At 71.0% G+C, this 4,342-nt stretch carries 5 protein-coding genes; 2 read left to right on the forward strand and 3 right to left on the reverse strand.

The annotated features are described in order from the left end of the window. Positions 1-1,258 (reverse strand): M16 family metallopeptidase (locus tag EQG76_RS13475; RefSeq protein ID WP_200840796.1); only part of this gene is annotated, 1,258 nt, incomplete at its 3' end. A gap of 207 nt (positions 1,259-1,465) precedes the next feature. Between EQG76_RS13475 and EQG76_RS13480 the strand changes: the two genes are divergently transcribed. Then, on the forward strand, positions 1,466-2,419 hold the full coding sequence (locus EQG76_RS13480) for an MDR/zinc-dependent alcohol dehydrogenase-like family protein (RefSeq protein ID WP_159714133.1): 954 nt from the start codon (positions 1,466-1,468) through the stop codon (positions 2,417-2,419). Then, the gene (locus EQG76_RS13485) at positions 2,416-3,411 is read left to right on the forward strand and encodes a Gfo/Idh/MocA family protein (protein ID WP_159714135.1); all 996 of its coding nucleotides are present in this window, start codon (positions 2,416-2,418) and stop codon (positions 3,409-3,411) included. The genes EQG76_RS13480 and EQG76_RS13485 overlap by 4 nt, the downstream gene beginning before the upstream one ends. On the opposite strand, the gene EQG76_RS13490 is transcribed toward EQG76_RS13485, so the two are convergent. Then, complete coding sequence (locus EQG76_RS13490) at positions 3,399-4,034, reverse strand: DNA-3-methyladenine glycosylase (protein ID WP_159714137.1); 636 nt, start codon at positions 4,032-4,034, stop codon at positions 3,399-3,401. The two genes, EQG76_RS13485 and EQG76_RS13490, sit on opposite strands and share 13 nt — an antisense overlap. Next, positions 4,024-4,342: cyclic nucleotide-binding domain-containing protein (locus EQG76_RS13495; protein ID WP_159714139.1), on the reverse strand; the 319-nt coding region annotated here is incomplete at its 5' end. The genes EQG76_RS13490 and EQG76_RS13495, both read right to left, overlap by 11 nt.

Below are 4,342 nucleotides of genomic sequence, written 5' to 3' on the forward strand. Positions count from 1 at the left end.
AGGACATGGTGGCGGCACTGGCCGCGCGGTTGCGGAACTCGCTGCGCAGGATCGCCACCGCCTCGTCCATCTCCTGTTGCGAGAAGCCGAAGGTGAGTGCGCGGCGCAGCTCCTGCTCGCCCACCGCCAGGGCCTTCTCCCAGTCCGCTTCCGTGGTCTGCAGCGTCACCGCGCTGATCCGGGCCACGGGTGCCATGTCTGTGGTCCAGGCGCCTGCCTGGCTGAAGGGTGCGCCCGGGGTGAGACCCAGATTTTGCAGCCGCCGGCTCAGCATGAGCTGGGCTGTCGCCTGCACGAGGCGCTGGTCGACGCGCTCCAGCGTGTCGGCGGGCGGCAGGGGCGGCTCCGCATGCATGAGCTGGATGACCGTGGGCAGGCCCGGATCGACGAAATGGAGCGCGTCCGTCCCGGTGGCGGTGAGCGTCCCGAGTTCCGGCGGTGCTGCCGGGGCCTCCGGCTGCACCAGGCTTGCGAAGTGGCGCTCGATCACCGGGGCGACCTCGTCCGGCGCTATGTCGCCCGCCACCACCACCACGCTGCGCTCCGGCGTGTAGAAGTCGCGGTAGAAGCGCTGGAAGTCGGCCTGGGTCGCGTTCCGGATGACCTCGTCAGTCCCGATCGGGTTGCGCTCGGGATAGAGCGTGCCGCCCAGCATGAAGGCCAGCAGCGCGTCGGCGCTGCGCGCCCCTGGTGTGTTGCGCAGCCGCTTTTCCGACAGGATTACGCCGCGCTCCGACTCGATCCCGTCCGGCGGGAAGGTCAGTCGGCCGGCGACCTCGCTCAGGATCATCAGGCCGCTGTCCAGCAGCTCCTGGCCATTGCCGGGCAGTTCCAGCTGGTAGACGGTGCTGTCGAAGCCGGTCCGCGCGTTGGTGTCGGCGCCGAAGCTCAGGCCCTGGCGCTGCAGGTAGCGCACGAACTCGCCCGGCGGCACGTTCTCCGAGCCCTTGAACGCCATGTGCTCGAGGAAATGGGCGAGGCCGCGCTGGTCGTCCTGCTCCATCAGCGAGCCGGCCTCGATCAGGAGGCGCAGGCTGACCCGGCCGGGCGGCGTCTGGTTCGGGATGATCGCGTAGCGCAGCCCGTTCTCCAGCCGGCCCCAGGTCACAGTCGGGTCGGGCACCAGCGGCGCTTGCGCGCTACGCGGCCAGGGCTCCGGCTCGGCCGCCACGGCCGGTACCGTCGGCAGGAGCAAGAGCGCCAGGGCGAGCAGCCGCATGGCGAAGCACAGTCTGTCCAGGTAGTTCGCCACGGTCATCGGGCACCCATCGCGGCCATCGGGAGGCCAAGAGCCTTCCCAGCTATGGGCTGGAACGGCAAGCAGTCTCGTGCGTTCGGAACTCATGGCGCCGGGACCGGTTGAAGAAGAAGCTGCAACCATTGCCGGGCCCGCCTGCCGCCCGGCCCTGCCATGGATGACGCGATGAATTCAGCGCGGACCCGGGCCCCGGCCCGAGCACCGACCATGCGTGCCACGACGTTGACCGGCCCCGGCCGGATCCGGATCGACGAGGTTCCGCTGCCGGAGCCGGGCGACCGGCAGGTGCGGATCCGCCTGGAGGGCTGTGGCGTATGCGCCTCCAACCTGGTGCCTTGGTCGGGGCCGGACTGGATGCGCTTTCCGACCGAGCCCGGCGGACTCGGCCACGAGGCCTGGGGCGTGGTCGATGCGGTAGGCCCGGCGGTGGACGGGCTGCGGCCGGGCCAGCGCGTCGCCGCCCTCTCCTATCACGGCTATAGCGAGTACGACCTGGCGGAGGCGGACGCGGTGGTGCCGCTGCCCGACGCACTGGCGGAGAAGGCCTTTCCCGGCGAGCCGCTGGGTTGCACCATGAACATCTTCGCGCGCTCCCAGATCGAACCCGGGCAGACGGTCGCCATCATCGGGATCGGTTTTCTCGGCGCCCTGCTCACCAGGCTCGCCAGCGACGCCGGTGCCCGGGTGATCGCGATCTCGCGGCGTCCCTTCTCGCTCGAGATCGCGAAGGCTTATGGCGCGGCCGAACTTGTGCCGATGGACGACCACCAGCGGATCATCGACCGGGTGAGCGAGCTTACCGATGGAGCCTTCTGCCCGCGAGTGGTGGAGGCGGTGGGCAAGCAGTGGCCGCTCGACCTGGCGGCGCACTTGACCGCGGAGCGCGGCCGGCTGGTGATTGCCGGCTACCACCAGGACGGACCGCGCCAAGTCGACATGCAATTGTGGAACTGGCGAGGCCTGGACGTGATCAACGCGCACGAGCGCGACCCCAAGGTCTATGTGGAGGGGATCCGCCAGGCGGTGGCGGCGGTGGCGGCGGGCCGGCTCGACCCGGAGCCGCTGTTCACCCATCGCTTCCCGCTGGACCGGCTGGACGAGGCCCTGGATGCGACCCGCGACCGGCCGGACGGGTTCATGAAGGCGCTGGTGACCCCATGACTGGTCCTGTCCGCCCGCGCCTGGGCTTTCTCGGGGTCGGCTGGATTGGCCGGCACCGAATGGAGGCGATGCTCGCAACCGGGGCGGTGACCGCCGCCGCGATCGCCGACCCCTCGCCGGAGACGGTGGCAGCCGCCAGGGAGCTGGCGCCGGAAGCGCAGGTGGTACCCGACCTCGACGCCCTGCTGGCGCTCGACCTGGACGGGATCGTAATCGCCACGCCCAGCGCGCTCCATGCCGAGCAGTCGATCCGGGCACTCCGGAGCGGACGCGCGGTGTTCTGCCAGAAGCCGCTCGGGCGCACGGCGCCGGAAACCCAGGCCGTGGTCGACGCCGCGCGCCAGGCCGACCGGCTCCTGGGCGTCGACCTCTCCTATCGTCATACCGACGGGATGCGCCGGATCCGAGAACTGGTGCAGGACGGGGCGCTCGGCCGGATCTTCGCGGTCGATCTGGTCTTCCACAATGCCTACGGGCCGGACAAGCCGTGGTTCTACGACTCGAAAGCCGCAGGCGGCGGCTGCGTGATCGACCTGGGCGTCCACCTGGTCGACCTGGCCCTGTGGACGCTGGGCTTTCCGAAGATCGCGGAGGTGAGCGCGCATCTGCAGGCCGGCGGCCGGCCGCTCGCTGAAGCGACGGGGCAGGTCGAGGACCATGCGGTCGCGACCATGGTCACCGAGGCCGGCACCGTGATCCGGCTGGCCTGCTCCTGGCGCCTGCAGGCCGGCTGCGATGCGGTGATCGCTGCCGAGTTCTACGGGACGGAAGGGGGAGCGGCGCTGCGCAACCGGGACGGCTCCTTCTACGACTTCGTGGCCGAGCGCTTCCGTGGCACCAGCGGCGAGCTCCTGGCCGAGCCGCCCGATCCCTGGGGGGCCAAGTCCGCGGCGGCCTTCGCCGAGCAGCTCGCCAGGAGCCACCGCTTCGATGGGGAGATCGAACGCATCACCGAGGTCGCAGCGGTGCTGGACCGGATCTACGGGCGCTGAGGCAGCGGCAGGGCGTTCAGCCGCTTCGGCCCGCTCACGAACGGGCTGCCCTGCTCGAAGAAGCGCAGCACCCGGTCGGTCTCGCGGGACAGGCCGATGCGGACGCTCTCGCCGATCGGGCCGGCCGGGCGGAGCGGTTCGCCGAGCCAGAGCGGGGCGCCCTGGCACAGATCGAGGCCATCCAGGCTGCGGTCGATCGCCAGGGCGCTGGCGAGCCGGCCCGGCCCGCGCGCCAGGTCGACCAGGCGATCGGTACCACGGCGGCGCTGCATGAGCGGGATGCCGTGCGTCGGCTCGACCGCGCGGATCAGCACGCCGGCACCCGTACCCGGCGGCTCGGCGCTGACGTTCAGCGCGAACCAGCTGCCATAGATGAAATAGACATAGGCATGGCCGTGCTCGAGGAACATCGAGCGGTTGCGTGGGGTCGAGCCGCGGAACGCGTGGCTGCTGCTGTCGCCCGGCACATATGCCTCGGTCTCGACGATGCGCCCGGCGACGGTGCCGTCCAGATGGGCGTGGACCAGCGACCGGCCGATCAGCCAGCGCGCCATGGCCTCGGTCGAAACCGGCAGGTCGGCGCGCGCGATCGGCGCCGGCAAGGTAAGCGGATCAGCGGTCATCGGGCAGGCCGAAGAAGTCGCGGATGCGGCTCAAAAGGTCAGGGCGCCTGGCCGGCACCGGCGGCGGCTCGGCCGGCTCGTTCCTGCCGGTGGCACGGTCGGCCTGGCGGTAGGCCAGGATGCCGCTCAGCCGTTCCGCGAGTTCCGGATAGCGTTCCATCAAGGGCATCAGGTCGGCCTTGCCGATCTCGAACAGGAGGCTGTCGGTCCGCGCGGTCACCGTGGCGCTGCGCGGGTCGCCGGTGAGCAGCGAGAACTCGCCGAACATGTCGCCTGGCACGAACTCGCGCAACCAGCGGCGCGGCCCG

Origin of the sequence: Geminicoccus flavidas (assembly GCF_009806515.1) — a bacterium.
Classification (GTDB): Bacteria; Pseudomonadota; Alphaproteobacteria; order Geminicoccales; family Geminicoccaceae; genus Geminicoccus; species Geminicoccus flavidus.

What these genes read in the sequence shown, in the direction of transcription:
- EQG76_RS13480 (WP_159714133.1), top strand. Translation starts at nt 1,466, where the DNA reads ATGCGTGCCACGACGTTGACCGGCCCCGGCCGGATCCGGATCGACGAG.
- EQG76_RS13485 (WP_159714135.1), top strand. Translation starts at nt 2,416, where the DNA reads ATGACTGGTCCTGTCCGCCCGCGCCTGGGCTTTCTCGGGGTCGGCTGG.
- EQG76_RS13490 (WP_159714137.1), bottom strand. Translation starts at nt 4,034, where the DNA reads ATGACCGCTGATCCGCTTACCTTGCCGGCGCCGATCGCGCGCGCCGAC.